The following is a 17,064-nucleotide window of genomic DNA, read 5'->3' as shown; positions in this document are numbered from 1 at the left end:
GGGCGATCACTCGTTTCTGGCGCGGGACGGGTGCGGGCGGTGTGGCGAGGACGCGGCGTCAGGGCTGGTCGATCTGCGCGGCGGCCTCCTCCAGGTCGGCGACGGTCCCCGACATGATCGTCCGTACATGCCTGGTGATGGACTGCACGGGCCAGTCCCACCACGCCACGGCGAGGAGCCGGGCGATGTCCGCAGCGTCGTAGCGGGTGCGGATGAGCCGGGCCGGGTTGCCGCCGACGATGCCGTAGTCGGGGACGTCGCCGGTGACCACGGCGCCGGCGGCGATGATCGCGCCGTGGCCGATCCGTACGCCGGGCATGACTGTGGCGCCGTGCCCGAACCACACGTCGTTGCCGACGACCGTGTCGCCCCGGCCGGGCAGGTCGGTGATCAGGTCGAAGTGCTCCGCCCAAGAACCCCCCATCGTGGGGAACGGGAAGGTGGAAGGACCGTCCATACGGTGGTTGGCGCCGTTCATGAGGAACCGGATGCCCGTCCCCAGCGCGCAGTACTTGCCGATGACAAGTCGCTCGGGACCGTAGTGGTAGAGAACGTTGCGCGTCTCGAACGCGGTCGGGTCGTCCGGATCGTCGTAGTAGGAGAAGTCACCGACCTCGATCAACGGCGACGTCACCAGCGGCTTGAGCAGAACCACGCGCGGGTGCTCGGGCATCGGGTGGAGCACGGTGGGGTCAGCGGGAACGGGCGGCATCGCGGAGGCGGTTCCTCTCTAGCGGACCTGGAGCGACAACTGTCGCGTTAAGATGCTGGCACAGCCCTGCCGCCTTGATCAACCGGATACTGATTGCCGATGACAGACCCACTGGACACGACGTCGGACCGCCGTCCGGGCGGTCGCACCGCCCGCATCCGCGCCCAGGTTCTCAATGCGGTACGCACCGAACTCGCTGAAGGCGGTCACGAAGGACTCACGATGGAGGGTGTCGCGACGCGGGCCGGAGTGCACCGCGCCACGGTCTACCGGCGTTGGCGCGATGTCGGCGGCCTACTCGTCGATGTCATCGACGCCGCCGGCGAGATCGACTGGCAGCCGCCGGACACCGGCTCCCTGCGCGGCGATCTGACGGCCCTCAACCAGGAGATCCAGGAATCCCTGGTCGTACAACCATCGCTCGCCGTCGCCCTGATGGCCGCCTCGTTCCACTCCGAACAGGCTGCGCGGGCCCAGACTCAGTTGTGGACGGACCGGTACGCCCAGTGCGAGATCCTCGTCGAGCGCGCCATCGAGCGCGGTGAACTCCCCGCACAGCACACAGACGCGCGGAGCCTGTTGATCGCCGCCACGGCGCCGCTCTACCACCAGCTAGTGCTCCTGCGTGCCGATCCGGACCCGCAACTCCCGGAACGGGCCGCGGAGGCGGCAGTCCTGGCGGCTGCCGCGGGCGCCTTCTCCGTCCGTCGGGAAGAGAGCGTGTGATCGAGGAGACAGGAAACGAACGCAAGCGCAATCAAGAGCGCCACAAGACCTGGATCACGGTCCAGTAGCCCTGGTTCGGACACCAGGGAGCAAATAGCCGCGAGGCCAACTTTCGAGGGCTCACCTACGGTGGCGGACGGCCGGGTCGCGCTCGGCGACGTGCCGGGCGACCGCGTCCACACCGGGGCGGGCGTACCGCTCCAGGGAGCGGACGGAGGCGTGACGGGAGCGGGCCAGCAGCATCGGGGTGGAGGTGCCGCCCTCGGCGTCGTGGGTGAGCGCACTGTGGCGGAGCCGGTGCAGGGTCCAGCCGTCCAGGTCCTCGATGTCCTCAGGCGAGGCGAGGGGGTTGGCCAGCAGCCGGGTGTGCTCCTCGAAGATCTCCTCGGCCCGGCGGTAGGAGAGCCGGGCCCGGCCGGTCTCCGGGCACACGTCCAACGTCGGCGTCCCAACTGGGGCCTTGCGGCCGGTGAGGAACAGCGGGCCGCGGCTCCGGCCGGCGATCAGCCGGGGCAGCAGTTGGGCGGCGCCGGACTGCCAGTGGATCCACTCGGTCGCCCCGCCCTTGGCCAGGGTCCGGCCACGCTTGTCGCCCGGGTGCAGATCCTCGACGTCCAGGCACAGGATCTCCTCCGCCCGGGCCGCCGGCTCGTAGAGCATCTTCCAGAGCGTCTTCTCCCGCAGCGCGACGTCCAGGTGCCAAAGGGCGGCGATCTGGTTCTCCGAGAGGGCCTTCGTGCGGTCCGGCGGCGCCGGGCGCCGCTCGATGCCGATCGTCGGGTCGCAGGCGATCCAGCCCTGGCGCTGCCACCAGCCGATCGCCTTGCGCGCGATGGACAGCTCCCGGTTGACGGTGTCGCCGTCCATCTCGTCCGCCCGTGCCGCCGCCAGCTCGGCCAGGACCTCCGGCAGCATCGGGTTGTCAATCGCATCGATGGGGATTAGGGGCGGCTTCGCGCCGCGTCGGGCGGGCCCGGTCGGCGCGCGCTCGCCGGCGAACATCCACCCCCACGTCGTCAGCGAGATCCGGTAGATCCGCGCGGAGGACTTCGCGATGCCCGCGCCGGTGAGGTACCGATCGACCGCCGCGGTGTACGTGGCCGGAGCGGCGGACATAGGCACGACGCGGGCGCGCGGCAACCGAAGCACGCCCCCTGCTCCGAGTTCGATCACTGATTCGATCGCCACGCCCGCCCTGCCCTTCCGGCCCTGCCGCAGTAAATGCGTACACCTCGCCCTGACGGCCGCAGTGGTCCGCCGCAGGTCGCGATGATCACGGTAGGGGCTCCGCCGCAGTAAATCCGGTATTTACTGCGGCACCACCCTGGCAGGCCGTGAGCGGCCGGTAGTTCGATAAACCGACAGGGAAGCGGGATGGCCGCTACCGCCAACCGCTGTACCACCGGCCCTCACGCCGGCCAGGCCCCGAGCATCACGTAGCGCTACACGTCCGTTCGCCGCAGCTATACGAGAACAGGGCCGAGACTGCGGTAGAGTGGATCTTGAGAACGCCGCCAGGTTTACCGGTGGTGGGCTGTGCGTTGGTGGTCCAAGGAAAGACGCCCCGCTTCCTGCGGGGAAATGCAGGTGCAAGGCCTGCCCGGCGCTCCACGAGGAAGACCCCCGACCCTGCTGTTTCAGGGTCGGGGGTCTTCCTCGTATCCGCTCGCCGAGGTGTTCAGCCGCAGTCGTTGCGGTTGATCTTCAACGAGCGGGTCTGGTCGTTGAGGTTGTAGCCGCGCAGGTCGTGGATGGAGCCGCCGCTGCGGGTCACACACACCCACCGGCCGGCGTGGTTGCGCTTCTCGTACACGCGGGCGGTACGGTCGGAGTTGTTGCGGATCGAGCTGCCGCGGTCACGGATCGCGGAGGGCAGATCCTTCACACTGCCATCCGAGGCACGCCGCACCCAGGGCTGCCCGCCGAAGTCGATCTCCGGGTAGATGCACACGTAGCCGGACGGGCAGCCGATGCCGACGCGTGCCGCGCCGCTCTCGCCGGCGGCCGAGGTGGGAGCGCTCAGGGGGAGCAGTGCCAGGGCGGAGACCGCCACGGAGCGCATCAGGGTTTTGATTACGCTCAAGAGATAGCGGCCCCGGGCGGCCAGCCGGCCGGATGCCGATCGAGTTCACCCGCGTGGAGGAGGCGGTACCGGCCACCTTCTCAAACCGGGCCACAAAGGTGCCACGCCCGCCGGCAAGCCGGGGCATCACCCTCGCTGCCCGGGTGAACACCCTGCCCTGGCTGAAGCGGGGGAGACTGGCACAAGACCAGCATCGACGATCTTCTACCAGGGCTGCGCGCGCTCCCAGGAGTTGGCTGGACGTAAGGGCCTGGGCCGCCGAGGGCGTTTGGCACAGGCTCTTTCATGCGGCGTCCTGCCCGGGGCCGGAACGAAACCGCCGCGGGCGTGGGGGATGTGAGGTGCCCGGCGACCTGGAGCCTTGAATCTGGCAGGCACGGGCGTGACCGGCCGAAACCCGTCCTGCCGTGGTGGGAGCGGTCGTAGCGTCGTGCCATGACCACTGTGGGCGACACAGCTTATCGGTACCGCATCGCCGCCGCCGGGGACATCGAGGCCATCAGGGCCCTGGACGACTCCTTCACCACCCACACCGTCTTCCGGGTGACCGTCACCGAGGAGGCGTTCGCGCTGCGGGAGATCCCGGTGGAGCCGCCCCTGACCAAGGTGTTCCCTAAGAACGAGCCGGACGACGAGGACGACGCGGACTCCCGCGCTTTCGTCGCCCACGGCGCCGCTGGTGACCTGGCCGGGTTCGCCGCCGTCTCCTACTCCGGCTGGAACCGCCGACTGACCATCGAGAACATCGTAGTCGCCCCACCGCACCGGGGCAGGGGAGTAGGCCGCGCGCTGATGGAACTCGCGAAGAAGTTCGCCCGCGAGCGGGACGCCGGCCACCTCTGGCTGGAGGTCACCAATATCAACGCGCCCGCGATCCACGCATACCGACGCATGGGCTTCGCCTTCTGCGGACTCGACACCACCCTCTACGAAGGCACCCCTTCCAAGGGTGAGCAGGCACTCTACATGAGCATGCCCTGCCTCTGAGCCGCTCCCAGGCGGCACAGGCAAGGAGCGGGGCCCGTCGCCCGGTGCGAAGGCGACGGGCAGCGGCCAGGCCGGAGCCTCCGCCCGAGGCCGTAGTCCGCTTGCACCGCTGCGCGTACACGTCCGGCAGACGGTGATGGTGCGGGGAACTGTCACCCACTTTCGGGTGACGGCCCCGCGTGACCTGGAGTGGCGCACCACGGCGTCCGCGGGATGATCTGAAAGACACTGCCTGAGTGCGACTTGTCGCTGCCCAAGTCCAGCAGGCGCACGGCGTTCCCGTCGCAACCGCCAACAGCAGCGGGACGACAGGCAACTACTGCTCGTGGAAGCCGCCGCGGCGGCGACCATCAGGTCAACTGGGCAATAGGTGCAGCATCTTCACACCTGCATGCCATCGCCGGACCCGGCCAGGGCACCCGCCTACAGGTCGCCTCCCCGGAAGGAGGAGCCGGTGATCTGGACCGCGTGCCTGCTGCTGCCGGTCATGACCGTACTGCTGTACACCACGAGCCGCATCGAGGAATGGCTCGCCCGCACCACACAGCCACCCCGCCACGCCCGACGTCGGCACCTGCGCCTGATCTCCGGCGGTAGACAGGCGGCAAGCACGCTCCGCACTTCCAGCCGGCGGCACCGGCGGCTCGATGCGGCTTGACCGCGAACCGGCGACCACTGCGACCGCGGGCACTGTCACGTTGGCTGACCGGTGGGATGACCTTCGGGTTGATCAACCTGGGAAGGGGCGTCCGTGAGGAGCGCGTCGCCGTCGTACAAGGGTCACCGGTACCCGGTCGAGGTCATCTCCCACTGTGTGTGGCTGTACTTCCGTTTCCCGCTGTCGTTCTGCGAGGTCGAGGAACTGATGCGCGAGCGCGGGATCGTCGTCTCCTACGAGACGATCCGCCGCTGGTGCAGCAAGTTCGGGCAGACCTACGCAGGCGCGCTGCGCCGTCGACAGCCCCAGTTCGGGGACAAGTGGCACTTGGACGAGGTCGTCATCAAGATCAACGGGCGATTGCAGTACCTGGGGCGGGCCGTCGACCAGGACGGGCACGTCCTCGACATCCTCGTGCAGAACCGGCGGGACAAGGCCGCAGCCCGATGCTTCTTCCGCAGGCTCCTCAAGAAGACCCGCACGCCACCGCGGGTGGCCGTCACCGACAAGCTCCGCTCCTACGGCGCGGCCCTCCGCGAGGTCATGCCCTGCGTCGAGCACCGACAGTCGAAGTACCTGAACAACCGGGCGGAGAACAGCCACCAGCCCACCCGGCAACGCGAACGGGCGATGAAAGGCTTCCGCTCCGTGGGCGGAGCACACCGGTTCCTGGCCGCGTTCAGCGGCATCTCACCCCACTTCCGGCCCCGCCGCCACCTGATGCCCGCACACGACTACCGAGCCGAGTTGATCGTCCGCTTCGCCATCTGGAAGCACATCACCGGGGTCGTCGGCTCCGCCGCCACGGCCTGACCACAGCCCGGAACCGGGCTCCACCACGCCGCAACACACCATCAGACGCCTACCCCCGCAGCAACGTGACAGCGCCTCCGGACGGGCTGTGCCCGGGGCCGACGTTGTCCTCTTCGGGCTCGGCGGGGTCGGGCAGGCTGCGGTGGGCCATCACCAGTGATGATGGGTGGGCGGGTCGGGGTCTAGGACGAAGTCGGCGGGCGGTTTGGCCCCGGCCCAGTCATGAGCGCGCGGGCTCTTCGCCCCGTCACCGCAGGAGAGCCGCTGCCAGACATCAGCTTTCTGAGTCCCTGGTGCACCTCGGAAGATCTCGCGTCACCCGTCGTCCCGGCAGCGGCCGGACGGTGATCGGGCGGCCGCTGCGCGCCGTGCGGCGCGCGGTGGTGAGGGGCGTCCGGGCCCCGGCTCCGGGCGCCCCTCACCACGGTCCAGGCGGGCCACGACGATCAGGTGGGGGAAGGTGAGGGCGGCCAGCAGGACCACTCCGCCGGCCGCTGTCCGGCCGTCCGTCAGGAAGGCACGGGGTAGGGCGGTGAGGGAGGCGAGGGCGGCCAGCGCGGCGGCCGTGGGGGCGGCCGCTTGACGGCCGAACCTGCGCAGCACCGCTGCGGTGTGCCCGGCCCGCAGTGCCGGTGCGTTGGCGGGGTCGGCCAGGAGCAGCCGGGCGATGTGCCGTACCGAGTGCCAGGCGCCGAAGTAGGCGCCGAACGCCACCAGGGGTGGTACCAGGCCGAACAGCGCGGTGAGCAGCAACAGTTCGGCGGCCTGCCGGTGCCGTCCGTCGCGCAGTGCCGTCCCGCAGCAGACCGCCACGGCTGCTCCGGCCAGTACCGCAGTGGCCGTCCGCACCGGCGCGGCCAGCAGCCAGTCGGCGCCGGGGGCGAGCTGCCGCACCACTGGGCGCACTTGCTCGGGCCATAGCGCCAGGGGCAGTACGGCGGTGACCGTTCCGTGGGCGAGGGCGTGCACCGCCCGCGGAGCTGGATCCGTCGGACCGTCGCGCAGGGCGCAGAACCGGGCGTCGCCGTAGCCGAAGTGCAGTGCGGAGACTGCCAGGAAGACACAGAACACGCAGGCCGGCGCGGTCAGGGCGACGGTGGGGACGGCCGCTGCCGCTGCGGCGTAGCCGAGCGGGACGACCGTCCGGTGCCTGGCCGCGGGCCGGGAGCCGCGCTGGAACCAGCCGGGCACCAGGTGGTCGACGGCGCCGTGCGGCAGGCCGACCACCAGACCGATCAGGAACACCGCGACCCCCCAGCGCCACCACACCTGCGGTGCCACCAGGCCAACGGCGAGCACAGCCGCCACCGCACCGGTGGAGATCCGGTCGGCCGGCACCAGGACGCGGGCCGTCGGGCCGGGAGCGGCCACCGGGTGTCACCGGGCCGTGCCGGTGCCACCGCGGCCGTGGTCCCCGCCGGTGCCGTCCCCGCCACCCTCGCGCACCGGCAGCGGGGCGGGGCGGGCGCTGTGCCCGGTCAGGGCCGCCGCCACCGGGGGCCAGGCATCGGCCCGTTTGACGTGCGAGATCCACACCTCCTCCGGGTGGGTCCCGGTGCCGCTGCGGATGTCGTCGGCGGTGCGCAGCTTGGCCACCTTGTGGATCAGCATGCCGAACCAGACCTTGGCGGCGACATCGGCCGCGCAAAAGCCGAGTTGGGTGACGAGAGCCCAGGCCACCAGGTGGGATTCGGGGCCGACGGACTGCTGGATCAGGTAGATCAGCGGGTAGGCGCCGAAGACGCTCAGCAGCAGGACGGTCGCCCGTTTCAGAACGGTGTACGCCTCCGGCGGCAGCTCGTCGCGGCCTGCCAGCACCGCGTAGCCCAGCACCGCGTACAGCACGAGGAAGAACACGGTGCTGATCGCGCCCCACACCACCAGCCACAGCACCCGGTTGCCGTTGTCGAGTACCTGGGCGCCGAGGAAACCGGCGAGGACCATCAGGAAGGATGCCACCACGCCCGTGCTGCGCAGCACGGACATCCGCCGTCCGGCGACGGCGCACACGGCGAGCAGTTCCACGGCGAGCAGTGGCACCGTGACCGACCAGTCCGCGTACCGCATCCCACCGTCGAACTCGGTGTCGGCCACCGGTACATACCGTTCCCCCCGGAGGGTGAAGGAGGTCTTCCAGCTGATGAAGAGTTCCACGTAGGCGAGGAAGGCCAGCAGCTGGAGCAGGGCGCTGGCGTCGCTCGCCGCCCGGTAGCGCGGGGCCGTTTCACTCCGGGTGACGAAGGCGTGCAAGGAACCCGCCAACAATGCCAGAGCGGTTGCCATCAGGGCGTACTGCACCATGCGGTACTCGCCCGCCGTGTAGGTCAGCACGCCGGAGAACTCGCCCCGCACCGGGGGCGCCGCCGGCACGAAGGTGCCGCTTTTCCCCGCAGCGCCGAAAGCGGCGCCCATCGTCCGTGCGAGCAGCATGACCGTCCCCTGGGCCGGAGCGGCCGGGTGGACGACGGAACCCGTCGTCCACCCGGTGCGTGTGCGCCAGCCCGGCTGGCGCACACGCTCGAGTACGCGATCACGTTAGGGAGACACTGGGCGGACGGCGACCGGAGCGGGTCCGCCGGAGCGACGTCCCGGCCGTCCGGGCCGGACGGAACCGGTGACCGCGGGGCCGCCCGAGGCGGGGATCGGCCCCGACACGGCCGGGCTCCGTGCCCTGATCGACGGTGCCCCGGTAATCGGCGCGGCGGGGTGCGCCGCCTTCAGCGCTCCAGTCGCGGTTCGCTGTCTTTGCTGGTCAGAGGCGCCTTCTGGAGTCCCCATCGAGTTCGAGGAGAAGCACTACGCCGACCAGGCAACGGCCGAACCGGTGAACCTGAAACCCCGCCAACCCCTCCTGACCAGCTAGTCAGCGCCTCCCGCACAGCGGGGGAAGCTCACGCGCATGGTCATCGCCCGGCCTGGTTCCGGCTCGGATGGCGGGGCGGCCAGAGCGGCCTTGGCAGCCAGTCGGAGATTCCTGATCATTGGATTCGGGTCGCCCTTGCGGCTGATCAGGACGACCTGGCTGGGGGGGTGCCTCTATGTCCTTCGTCAAGGCACCCCTGTCGGTTTTGGGGTCATTTGGTCTTGCTGGGGTCATGCGGCGAGCTCGACGTCCGTGGGCGTGCGCGGTTCGTAGAAGGTGCCGTCGCGGAGCATGGCGAACAGGACGCTGATGCGTTGGCGGGCGAGGCGGAGGAGGGCTTGGGTGTGGGTTTTGCCGCGGCCTCGCTGGCGGTCGTAGTAGGTGCGGGAGGCGGGGTCGGCGTTCATGCAGGTGAAGGCGGAGAGGAACATGGCGCGTTTGAGCTGCCGGTTTCCGCCTCGGGGTGCGTGTTCGCCGTGGATGGAGGTGCCCGACGACTTTGTGGTCGGGGCGAGGCCGGCGTAAGAGGCGAGGTGGGCGGCGGTGGGGAAGCTGGTGCCGTCGCCGACGGTGACCAGCAGGACTGCGGCGGTCCTGACGCCGACGCCGGGCATCGACGTCAGGACCGGGAAAAGAGGGTGCGCCTCCAGCAGGTCGTTGATCTGGGCTTCCAGGGCCCGGCGCTGGGTGTGGACGGCGGCGAGCGAGGCTGCCAGGGAGGGCACGACGATGTCGAGGGTGCCGGTGCCGGGCACGACGACGGTCTGTTCGTCGAGCGCGTCGAAGACGTCGTCGATCAGCCGCTGGGCCATGCGTGGGGCCTTGGGCCGGATGAGCTCGACGAGTCTGCGGCGTCCGGCTTTTCTCAGGGCGGCCGGGGATCCGTAACGCTCCAGGAGCCAGGTGACAGCCTTGGTGGTCGAGCCGTGGGCCGAGGACGCGTTCGAGGCTGGGGTGGAACTGGGTGAGCAGGCCGCGTATCCGGTTGCTGGTGCGGGTGGCCTCGGCCGCGAGGTCCTGGTCGAAGCCGACGAGGACGGTGAGTTCGGCGGTGATCTCGTCGGTCAGTTCCAGCGAGCGCAGGGTGTGCGGCATGGTGCGGGCCGCGTCCGCGATCACCGCGGCGTCCTTCGCGTCGGTCTTCGCCTCGCCCGGATACAGGTCGGCGATCCGGCGCATGGCAAGTCCCGGCAGGTAGGCGACCTTGCAGCCCGCGTCGCGGGCCACGGTGAGCGGGAGGGCGCCGATGGAGGCGGGCTGGTCCACGATGACCAGGACGGTGCCGAACTTGGCGGTCAGCTTGTCGAAGACGGCCCGCAGTTTCGGCTCGTTGTTGGGCAGCTGCTTGTCGAGGACCTTCTTCCCGGCCGGGGTGAGCCCATGGCCGTGATGAGCGCTCTTGCCGACGTCCAGGCCGAGGAACACACCTACGTCTTCCGTGTCGGACATCGCACCCTTCCAGGGACGTTGCCGGTGCCGGCCTCGGCAGTGGTGTCGTACGCGCGCATCCACGTTATGCAGACCTGCCGCCCGCGAGCTGTCCGGCATTGCGCCGGACCGGGCGGTGGCCGGACCTCTGATCAGCGTCTCCGACGGCACCTCCCGGGCCCGGTGACACCACCCCCCAGGTCATGCCTTCGACAGGGGGACACAGTCATACCGGGCCCGGAGGCCAGCGGCCCCATTGCGGAGCCGCGGAAAACATAACGGGGGAGCCGGGCCGGGCGGCGCCGAGGCGTGTTGCGGGGCGAGCGTGCCGCCTGCGTGTGGTGACGCGTGGCCGTACGGGGCGGGCCGGCGGCTGTCACAGCACGGTGTCACCGCGTCCGTCACAGCCGCGGTCACCGTCCGGCGCGGCGGGGCCGGCCCCGAGGACGCGGGGCCCGGCGGCCGGGACGGCAGTGAGGCGTTCGGCGGCGAGCCGCGCGCGGCGCCGGCACCGTATCGGTGTCTCGCGTGCGGGACATCTCGGCGCGGTCGGTTCCGGTGCCCAGTGGGCGGCGGTGGGTCCTCGCCCGATCATTGCGACGGTCAACAAGTTTTTCTTCACCGCCCCGGTGCCGCGCTCCGGCCCGGCCCAAGGCGTGTGTGACGCGCGCGTGCGAGGCGGTGCACTTCCCCGGCCGCGCCGGGCAGCAGCTCGTGCTCCTGGCCGTCGTCGTCGGCGGATTCGGCGCGGCCGGTGCGGGGCGCAGCATTTGCACGGCCGGTGCGGTCCGGGGACCGGCGGAACCGGGCCGGTGCTTCGCCAGGGAGCCGCCCAGGGAAGTAGTCGGCGTGCCGGGCCGTCCGGAAATTGTGGTGTTGAGCTGGGGTTTTGTGGGGTTCCGGGACGGCATCCGGCGCGACCTAGGATGCGACCTAGGACGGGACCCGGGGCGCGACCCAGGAGGTGGCCCAGAGCACGACTCAGGGTGCGACCTGCGGCCCGGTGCGTCTGGCAGGGGTGTCACAAGGAAGTAGTCGGCGCGCTCAGTGCCCCTTGACGACCTGCCCTGATCTGCGATTTCGCCTGCGCGGCCCGGCTTGTGGAAGCCCGGCCCGCAGTCGCACGGCCGTGCGGCCCCCGATTCTCTTCTGGCGCAGCTCCGCCCGCCACGTCGGGGTTGCGTCCTGGGAAGTGGTGTACGGGTTCCCACCTGATCCGGGCATTTGGCCCGGCGTCGGAGTGAGGGCCCGGATATGTGAATGGCCAGCGGCTGATCTTTCAAGACGACCAAGTCTTTGAAGGAGATCAGCACGATGACCGCATCCGACAGTCTGCCCCTGCACGCCCTCGCCGAGGAGAATCTCGCCGCGGCGAGTCCCGATCTGCTGCGCGCGATGGTCAAGACGTTCGCCGGCGCGCTCATGTCGGCGAGGCCGACGCCCTCTGCAACGCAGAGTATGGGCAGGTCAGCGACGAGAGGGTTAACCACCGCAACGGCTGTCGCCCGCGCGAGTGGGACACGAGGGACGGCGCCGTCGAGCTTGCCGTTCCCAAGCTGAGGCAGGGCAGCTACTTCCCACACTGGCTCCTCGATCGCCACTGCCGGGCCGAACAGGTCCTGATCTAGGTGGTCGCCGGCTTCGGCCACTGTCGGGCAGCGTGTTGGTTTCGGTCTTGGCGGTCTGGTCAGGCGGCTTGCTGGAACTCGTCGGCGGAGGGGTCGTCATCGGGCGGTTGGCGGGTGGTTTTCTCGTGGGCGCGCAGGGTTGCCCAGGTGGGGGCGGCGGCGCAGGTGAGGTACCAGGGCAGTGGCCAGAGTCTGTTCCACCAGTGGGTTTGCGGGTTGAAGAGGAGGTCGGTGCCGGCGCTGGTCATGGCGGTGGCCAGGCTCCAGCACAGGAGGCGTCCGACGCGGCGGACGGCGCGGGCCGGTCGCTGTGCGCGGGGATGGTGCTGGGTGGGGGAGGGGCGGGAGGGCAGGGCTCTGCCCGGTTCGCTCATGGCGGGGGAGTCCTTCACGAGGGTCGGCGCGGGGCGTCGGTGCGGCTGGACGGACCGAACGCCGCAAGTGTGCCCGCGGTGAAGGGGGTTTTGCGGAACGCCCGTGCGGTCGGTGCGACCTCTGAGACAACTTGCCGTCAGGCGTCCGCCATCGAAACCGCCGCTCAGGCATGGCAAGCGCTGTCTGCGTGCTCGCCGACCGGGCTTCAAACTGGCCGAAAAGCATCACTGAGCGCGAAAAGCGCGTCGATTGGAATGTCTTTCGAACTTTTCCGGTCAATGCGTCAATGGAAGATCGCGCGGAATGAAAAATTCCGATCGTTATGCGAGATGACTCGCGTGATGTTGTCCGCATTTGCCTCTCGGAAGCGGCGGGGCTGATTCCGGCCCGCATGGATCATGTGTTCGAGGGCAAGGAGCGCCGGCTTGTGTGCTTCGTGTGACAGATTGTGTGACAGCGGTGACCGTTGGTGTCACCGCTTCTGGCTGTCTGCCTCATTTCCGACTTCCTGTGGGGGAAGCTGATGCACTCGCGTGCTGTGCGCGCGCCGTTGTGGCGTGCCCGGAGAACACACAGAACCGCTCTTGTCGCGGCGATCACCACCGCCGCCGTGGTGATGACCGCAGCCCCTGGCCTGGCGGCGGCGAAACCGGAGTTACCGCAGCCGGAGAGCCCGTGGACGAAGCCGACCAAGGTCGAGGCCCCGGCCACGCCGGCCGGGGTGACCCAGCCCGCGGAATCGAAGGCGGAGGCCGAACCGTCCGCCGAGATCGCCGCGTGGCGGGCGGCGCAGAAGGCCCGGACCACCGGCACGAGCGAAGCCGCCCGCAGGGCTGCCGGCGCCGAGGCCGCCGAGATGACGTACGTGCCCGAGGGCCAGGGCGAGGTGCCCTGGCACCGCATCCTCGACACCCGCCTGAACGACGCCCTGGTGGCCCGGGTGAACCTCTCCAACGGCAACCTGATGCTGGCGGCCACCGACTTCGACATCGCCGGCGTGGGTCAGAAACTCCAGCTCACCCGCACCTACAACTCCCTCGAAGCGCCGTGGGGGAAGGTGTCGCAGCGCTGGTGGCAGGCCTACGAGCGCTATCTCCAGGCCGGTGACGGTGAGGTGGTCGTCTACGACGCCACCGGCGACGCCGTGCGCTTCAAGGAGACGTTCACCGGCGGCTACACCACCCCGGCCGGCTACTCCAAGGACCTGAAGAAGAACACGGACGGCACCTACACCCTGACCGACCGAAAGTCCGGCAGCCGTGACACCTACAACCAGCACGGCACCCTGACGAAGGTCACGGACAAGAACGACGGCACGATCACCGTCGACCAGCACGACGAGGGCAGCGAGCACAAGGGCTTCAAGCTGACCGAGACCCGCTCCGGCCGCTGGATCGACCTGGTCAAGACGGACGCCAGCCAGTGGCAGGCCAAGGACCACACAGGCCGCACGGCCGTCTTCGACCTGGACCCGGGGGGCAACCTGGCCAAGGTCACCGACACCGACGGCAAGGCCACCGCCTACGCCTACGACTCCTCACGCCGCCTGACCAAGGTGACCACGCCCGAGGGCACCGTCACGCTGTTCACCTACGACGCCCACAACCGCGTCAGGTCCATGCAGCGCGCCACCGAAGCGACGAACACCGGTCACACCGGTCCGACCTGGCGCTACGACTACACGGCCGCCACCCCCAAGGACGCCGGCACCACCACGGTCACCGACCCCGACGGCGACGCGACGCAGCACGCGCACAACGCGGACGGCGAGGTCACCAAGGCCACCGACGCACTCGGCCACTCCCGCCACGCCAAGTACACCAGCCACCTCCTGCAGAGCGCGACCGACGCGATGGGCACGGGAGCGGACGGCACCGGCGGCAACACCACCACCTACGGCTGGGACGGCCGCAACAACGCCCTCTCCCAAAAGCTCCCGCTCGGCGCCACGGCGTCCGTGACGGCGTACCAGACAATCGCCGGCACCGACCTGCCCAACGACTTCACCACCGCCGACGGCCGCAAGGACACCTTCAAGTACGACACCAACGGCAACACCATGTCGGTCACCACCTCGGGCACGGCCGGCGGCACCCGCGAGTACACCTACAACAAGGACACCCCGACCTGCGGCGGCTTCGAGGGCCAGCGCTGCACCGCCAAGGACGCAAACGGCAAGGTCACCTCCTTCGAGTACGACACCAAGGGCAACCTCAAAACGGTCACGCCACCGGCGCCGCTCGGCAAGACGACCTACACCTACGACGCGCTCGGCCGGGTGGAGAGCGCCACCGACGAACGCGGCATCAAGACGGTCTACGTCTACGACAACCGCGACCGCGTCCGCGAGGTCTCCTCCACCAACTCCACCGTTAAGTTCACCTACGACGGCGACGGTAACGTCAGGACGCGCACGGACGCCTCCGGCAGCACGGGCTGGACCTACGACGAGCTCAACCGTGAAAGCGTCCGCACGCTGCAGAACGGCGCCCAGACGGTGCTGGCCTACACCCCCGGCGGCGAGGTCGACCACTACACCGACCCGACCGGCAAGACCGACTACACCTGGGACAAGGCCGGCCGCCTGGACCACCTGACCGCCCCGGACGGCAAGAAGACCGACTTCGACTACGACGACAACGACAAGCGCACCAAGACCGTCTACCCCGGCGGCACAACGCAGTCGGTGACGATCGACGACAACGGCCGCCCCCAGGCCATCAAGACCACCTCGGGCACGACCACCCTGATCGACCTGACCTACGACTACAAAAACACCGCGGGCAAGGACACCACCAAGATCCGCACCCGCACCGACAACCTCACCAAGCTGAAAACCACCTACGACTACGACTCCCAGGACCGCCTCCACTACGCCCTGGAAGCCGACTCCGCCGGTACCCGCAAGGCGTCGTGGCTGTACTGCTTCGACAAGGCCGGCAACCTCACCTCCCAGGACGGCAGCAAGAACGCCTGCCCCGGCGGTACCACCTACACCTACGACGACGCCAGCGAACTGACCGCCAAGAACGGCTCCACCACCGGCTGGTCCTACGACAAGCTCGGCAACGAAACCGCCGGCGCGAGCACCACCGCCCGCACGAACGAAACCTGGACGGACCACAGCCAGCTCTCCTCCATCACCACGGGCGGCAAGTCCTACGACCTGGTCCACGCAGGCACGGACAACTCCGAACGCACCAAGCTGGGTCCGACCTGGTTCCACCACACCGCACTCGGTCTCGCCTCGACCACGACGAACGGGGTCGACACCGGATTCATCCGCGAACCGGCGGGCACGCTGAACTCCATGACGACTGGGGGGAAGTCCTACTACTACCTCACCGACGCCACCGGCAACGTCCTCGGCCTCACCGACGCCACCGGCAAGCGCACCCACACCTACACCTACGGCCCCACCGGCCTGCCCCGCGGCACCACCACCGAAACAGTCCCCCAGCCCCACCGCTACACCGGCGCCTACCTGGATCCGACGGGCCTGTACAAGATGGGCCACCGCTACTACGACCCGTCTCTCGGCCGCTTCACCCAGCCCGACCCGTCGGGGCAGGAAACCAACGCATACCTCTACGCCGACGGCGACTTCGTCAGTAACGCTGATCCTTCCGGCCTACTCGACTGGAAGTCGTTCGCGGTTGGGGTAGCCACCACAGCGGCAGTGGGTGCTGCGGCTCTGGCGGTGGGCGCCGCCTGCGCAGGAACCGCTGGTGTCGGCTGTATAGCGGCTGGATCTGTGACTGCCGGTTTGTGGGGTGGTGCCGCTGCTGGCGGGACTGCTGCGGCTCTGGGCGTGGATACGCAAAGTGCGGTTATGTCTGGGGTGGGTGGCGGCCTACTCAGCCCGCTCATGCCCTCGTTCCCGGGACTGCGCTAAAAGGGAAGAGCACGAGGGGCCCGATGAACAAGTGACGACCGGGAGGCGGAGGTTGGTGTAGCCATGACAGAAAAGTCTAGGAGGGCGGGGGTAGTCATATGGTGCGCCTGCGTTTTCCTCACCGTCATGCTGTTGATGCTCCCATGGACATCGAACTGGAGAACAGTAACGGCGTGGCTGTGGACTGGCGGAGTACTCATTGTGGTCGCAGGATCGTCACTCGCCTGGCGTCGCTATGCCAAGGCCGGTAGACAGCGCTAAGTAAAGCACTGGCGGCGACCACCGATCATGAACATGAAGTCGGCGCCCGTTCAACGGGCGCCGACTTTTTCGCCCGTACGGTGGAGCACACTCGGACGTGTCACGGCCGGTGAAGAACGTTACCGACGGGCCATCAAGCGGATCAAACGTTACCGCGCGCGACAGGAGCCATGTCCGGACCACCACCCGGACCCTGACCTCTCCCGTCGCGCCGCGCTAGGTTCGACGTCGTGGGCGGTCCTACCCGCCAAAGCGATCTCAGAGGGCGTTAAGTCCGTTTCTGGTAGCGGCCGCGTCCGGGCTGGGTGAGGAAGCCCTGGCGAGTGAGTCGTCCCAGGCGGGAGCGGGTGACGTTGATCGAGGGCTCGTCGGTGGGCAGGCCGAGGTGTTCGTGCAGGTCGCGGACGCGGAACACCTTCTCGGGGTGCTCGTTGAACGTGGTCACGATGTGCTGGTAGACGGTGCCGGTCTCCACGGAGGCCGTTTCGTGGTCGGGCGGGGTAAGGCCGTCGATGACCTTGCGGGTGGCGGTGAGCTCGGCTAGGGTCTGTTGTGAAAGTGCTGGTCACAGCCACTCGTTGATGGCTGCGACCAGCACGGTCGCTTCGTAGCGGACGGCGAGTTTGTCGTACCGA

The 17,064-nt window shown here is 69.2% G+C and carries 12 protein-coding genes, 1 tRNA gene and 2 pseudogenes; 7 read left to right on the top strand and 8 right to left on the bottom strand.

Annotated features, from left to right (window positions below):
* Nucleotides 1-58: 58 nt before the first annotated feature.
* Nucleotides 59-712 carry a CatB-related O-acetyltransferase gene (locus ACIQ8B_RS31350; protein WP_403551529.1) on the bottom strand — a complete coding sequence of 218 codons (654 nt, stop codon included), beginning with the start codon at nucleotides 710-712 and terminating at the stop codon, nucleotides 59-61.
* Nucleotides 713-811: 99 nt separating this feature from the next.
* Between ACIQ8B_RS31350 and ACIQ8B_RS31345 the strand changes: the two genes are divergently transcribed.
* The gene (locus ACIQ8B_RS31345; RefSeq protein ID WP_403551527.1) at nucleotides 812-1,438 is read left to right on the top strand and encodes a TetR/AcrR family transcriptional regulator; all 627 of its coding nucleotides are present in this window, start codon (nucleotides 812-814) and stop codon (nucleotides 1,436-1,438) included.
* 120 nt (nucleotides 1,439-1,558) lie between these two features.
* Here the strand turns inward: ACIQ8B_RS31345 and ACIQ8B_RS31340 are convergent, their stop codons facing one another.
* Nucleotides 1,559-2,554: a tyrosine-type recombinase/integrase gene (locus ACIQ8B_RS31340; RefSeq protein WP_403551525.1), complete on the bottom strand. Its 996-nt coding sequence runs from the start codon at nucleotides 2,552-2,554 to the stop codon at nucleotides 1,559-1,561.
* A gap of 422 nt (nucleotides 2,555-2,976) precedes the next feature.
* Between ACIQ8B_RS31340 and ACIQ8B_RS31335 the strand changes: the two genes are divergently transcribed.
* Nucleotides 2,977-3,049, top strand: a tRNA-Gly gene (locus tag ACIQ8B_RS31335).
* 67 nt (nucleotides 3,050-3,116) lie between these two features.
* Here the strand turns inward: ACIQ8B_RS31335 and ACIQ8B_RS31330 are convergent.
* On the bottom strand, nucleotides 3,117-3,521 hold the full coding sequence (locus tag ACIQ8B_RS31330) for a peptidase inhibitor family I36 protein (protein WP_403551523.1): 405 nt from the start codon (nucleotides 3,519-3,521) through the stop codon (nucleotides 3,117-3,119).
* 435 nt (nucleotides 3,522-3,956) lie between these two features.
* On the opposite strand from ACIQ8B_RS31330, the gene ACIQ8B_RS31325 reads away from it, so the two are divergent.
* The 3 genes from ACIQ8B_RS31325 to ACIQ8B_RS31315 all read left to right on the top strand — a co-directional run bounded on the left by ACIQ8B_RS31325 (nucleotide 3,957) and on the right by ACIQ8B_RS31315 (nucleotide 5,979).
* On the top strand, nucleotides 3,957-4,508 hold the full coding sequence (locus tag ACIQ8B_RS31325; RefSeq protein WP_403551521.1) for a GNAT family N-acetyltransferase: 552 nt from the start codon (nucleotides 3,957-3,959) through the stop codon (nucleotides 4,506-4,508).
* Nucleotides 4,509-4,962: 454 nt separating this feature from the next.
* On the top strand, nucleotides 4,963-5,166 hold the full coding sequence (locus ACIQ8B_RS31320; protein ID WP_106416025.1) for a hypothetical protein: 204 nt from the start codon (nucleotides 4,963-4,965) through the stop codon (nucleotides 5,164-5,166).
* Nucleotides 5,167-5,259: 93 nt separating this feature from the next.
* Nucleotides 5,260-5,979: an IS6 family transposase gene (locus ACIQ8B_RS31315; protein ID WP_403551519.1), complete on the top strand. Its 720-nt coding sequence runs from the start codon at nucleotides 5,260-5,262 to the stop codon at nucleotides 5,977-5,979.
* A 315-nt stretch (nucleotides 5,980-6,294) separates the two neighbouring features.
* On the opposite strand, the gene ACIQ8B_RS31310 is transcribed toward ACIQ8B_RS31315, so the two are convergent.
* The 3 genes and pseudogenes from ACIQ8B_RS31310 to ACIQ8B_RS31300 all read right to left on the bottom strand — a co-directional run bounded on the left by ACIQ8B_RS31310 (nucleotide 6,295) and on the right by ACIQ8B_RS31300 (nucleotide 10,291).
* Nucleotides 6,295-7,350: a Brp/Blh family beta-carotene 15,15'-dioxygenase gene (locus ACIQ8B_RS31310; protein ID WP_403551517.1), complete on the bottom strand. Its 1,056-nt coding sequence runs from the start codon at nucleotides 7,348-7,350 to the stop codon at nucleotides 6,295-6,297.
* Between the two features lie 6 nt (nucleotides 7,351-7,356).
* On the bottom strand, nucleotides 7,357-8,409 hold the full coding sequence (locus tag ACIQ8B_RS31305) for a bacteriorhodopsin (protein ID WP_403551515.1): 1,053 nt from the start codon (nucleotides 8,407-8,409) through the stop codon (nucleotides 7,357-7,359).
* A gap of 663 nt (nucleotides 8,410-9,072) precedes the next feature.
* Nucleotides 9,073-10,291, bottom strand: a pseudogene (locus ACIQ8B_RS31300) (IS110 family transposase).
* 1,293 nt (nucleotides 10,292-11,584) lie between these two features.
* Between ACIQ8B_RS31300 and ACIQ8B_RS31295 the strand changes: the two are divergent.
* Nucleotides 11,585-11,892: pseudogene (locus tag ACIQ8B_RS31295) on the top strand (transposase); the annotation flags it as partial.
* A gap of 65 nt (nucleotides 11,893-11,957) precedes the next feature.
* On the opposite strand, the gene ACIQ8B_RS31290 reads toward ACIQ8B_RS31295, so the two are convergent.
* Complete coding sequence (locus ACIQ8B_RS31290) at nucleotides 11,958-12,272, bottom strand: hypothetical protein (RefSeq protein WP_403551513.1); 315 nt, start codon at nucleotides 12,270-12,272, stop codon at nucleotides 11,958-11,960.
* A gap of 617 nt (nucleotides 12,273-12,889) precedes the next feature.
* On the opposite strand from ACIQ8B_RS31290, the gene ACIQ8B_RS31285 reads away from it, so the two are divergent.
* Entirely contained in the window at nucleotides 12,890-16,168 is a 3,279-nt protein-coding gene (locus ACIQ8B_RS31285; RefSeq protein WP_403551511.1) for an RHS repeat-associated core domain-containing protein, read from the top strand.
* Between the two features lie 529 nt (nucleotides 16,169-16,697).
* Here the strand turns inward: ACIQ8B_RS31285 and ACIQ8B_RS31280 are convergent.
* The gene (locus ACIQ8B_RS31280) at nucleotides 16,698-16,904 is read right to left on the bottom strand and encodes a hypothetical protein (protein ID WP_403551509.1); all 207 of its coding nucleotides are present in this window, start codon (nucleotides 16,902-16,904) and stop codon (nucleotides 16,698-16,700) included.
* Nucleotides 16,905-17,064: the final 160 nt, after the last annotated feature.

Origin of the sequence: Streptomyces sp. NPDC096105 (assembly GCF_044763335.1) — a bacterium.
GTDB lineage: Bacteria > Actinomycetota > Actinomycetes > Streptomycetales > Streptomycetaceae > Streptomyces.
This window is presented reverse-complemented; position numbering and strand designations above follow the sequence as displayed.

Excerpts from the sequence above, each read along its gene's own strand:
- ACIQ8B_RS31285 (WP_403551511.1), top strand. The coding sequence starts at position 12,890 with ATGACCGCAGCCCCTGGCCTGGCGGCGGCGAAACCGGAGTTACCGCAG.
- ACIQ8B_RS31340 (WP_403551525.1), bottom strand. The coding sequence starts at position 2,554 with ATGTCCGCCGCTCCGGCCACGTACACCGCGGCGGTCGATCGGTACCTC.
- ACIQ8B_RS31325 (WP_403551521.1), top strand. The coding sequence starts at position 3,957 with ATGACCACTGTGGGCGACACAGCTTATCGGTACCGCATCGCCGCCGCC.
- ACIQ8B_RS31350 (WP_403551529.1), bottom strand. The coding sequence starts at position 712 with ATGCCGCCCGTTCCCGCTGACCCCACCGTGCTCCACCCGATGCCCGAG.
- ACIQ8B_RS31345 (WP_403551527.1), top strand. The coding sequence starts at position 812 with ATGACAGACCCACTGGACACGACGTCGGACCGCCGTCCGGGCGGTCGC.
- ACIQ8B_RS31305 (WP_403551515.1), bottom strand. The coding sequence starts at position 8,409 with ATGCTGCTCGCACGGACGATGGGCGCCGCTTTCGGCGCTGCGGGGAAA.
- ACIQ8B_RS31290 (WP_403551513.1), bottom strand. The coding sequence starts at position 12,272 with ATGAGCGAACCGGGCAGAGCCCTGCCCTCCCGCCCCTCCCCCACCCAG.